The organism is Nostoc sp. 2RC (assembly GCF_014222165.1).
Lineage (GTDB): Bacteria > Cyanobacteriota > Cyanobacteriia > Cyanobacteriales > Nostocaceae > Nostoc > Nostoc linckia.
The window spans coordinates 1-748 of record NZ_JACKZU010000772.1 but is presented as its reverse complement, the minus strand read 5'-3'; the positions used below and the strand labels follow the sequence as shown (position 1 = coordinate 748).

General features: G+C 43.6%; 1 protein-coding gene. It reads left to right on the top strand.

The window, feature by feature from the left end; translation table 11 throughout:
- Positions 1–134: 134 nt before the first annotated feature.
- Positions 135–632 (top strand): TM2 domain-containing protein, encoded by a 498-nt coding sequence (locus tag GNE10_RS34930; protein WP_099066865.1) that lies wholly within the window; start codon positions 135–137, stop codon positions 630–632.
- Positions 633–748 lie beyond the last annotated feature (116 nt).

The following is a 748-nucleotide window of genomic DNA, read 5'->3' as shown; positions in this document are numbered from 1 at the left end:
GTTGGGGAGGGGTCTTGTCTATGTATTGGATTATTTTTTCAAATTGGTATTAGCTATTCATACTGCTCTCAAATAAAACAGTATGAAACACCTATTTTAAACAACAAGAGCAAATCCAAAGGGTTGACAACAAGATGAATCCTGAAAAGAATCAGCACCAAGACCGACTTCTTGTCTCTTACATCTTGTGTGGAGTCGGATTTTTTGGCTTAGGAGGACTACACCGCTTATACAATGGCAAAATCGGCACGGGATTGTTATGGCTGTGTACTTTTGGTTTATTTTACATTGGACAAGCTGTGGATTTGCTTCTCGTCCCTAGTATGGTTGACGAATACGAGGCCAATCTCAGACTAAAAGCAGGTGTATCGCCATTTGGTGTACCTTTAAATGAGCCTACAGCGATCGCTACTCAAGTTCACTCCCCAACTGGTAATCAGCTGATGATTAAACTCATTGAAGTGGCAGAAAACAGGGGTGGTAGTCTCACTGTTACCCAAGGGGTGAAAGGAACAGGAGCTAGCTTTGCTGAAGTCGAAAAAGCTCTCAAAGAAATGTATAAATCAGGTTATGTAAAAATTGATAACGACCCCATTACTGGAGCCGTTACCTATCATTTTCATGAACTTTAAAGGTTGTAGGGAGATATGGGGACACGGAGATATGGGGACACGGAGACACGGAGACACGGAGACACGGAGACACGGAGACACGGAGACACGGAGACACGGAGACACGGAGACACGGA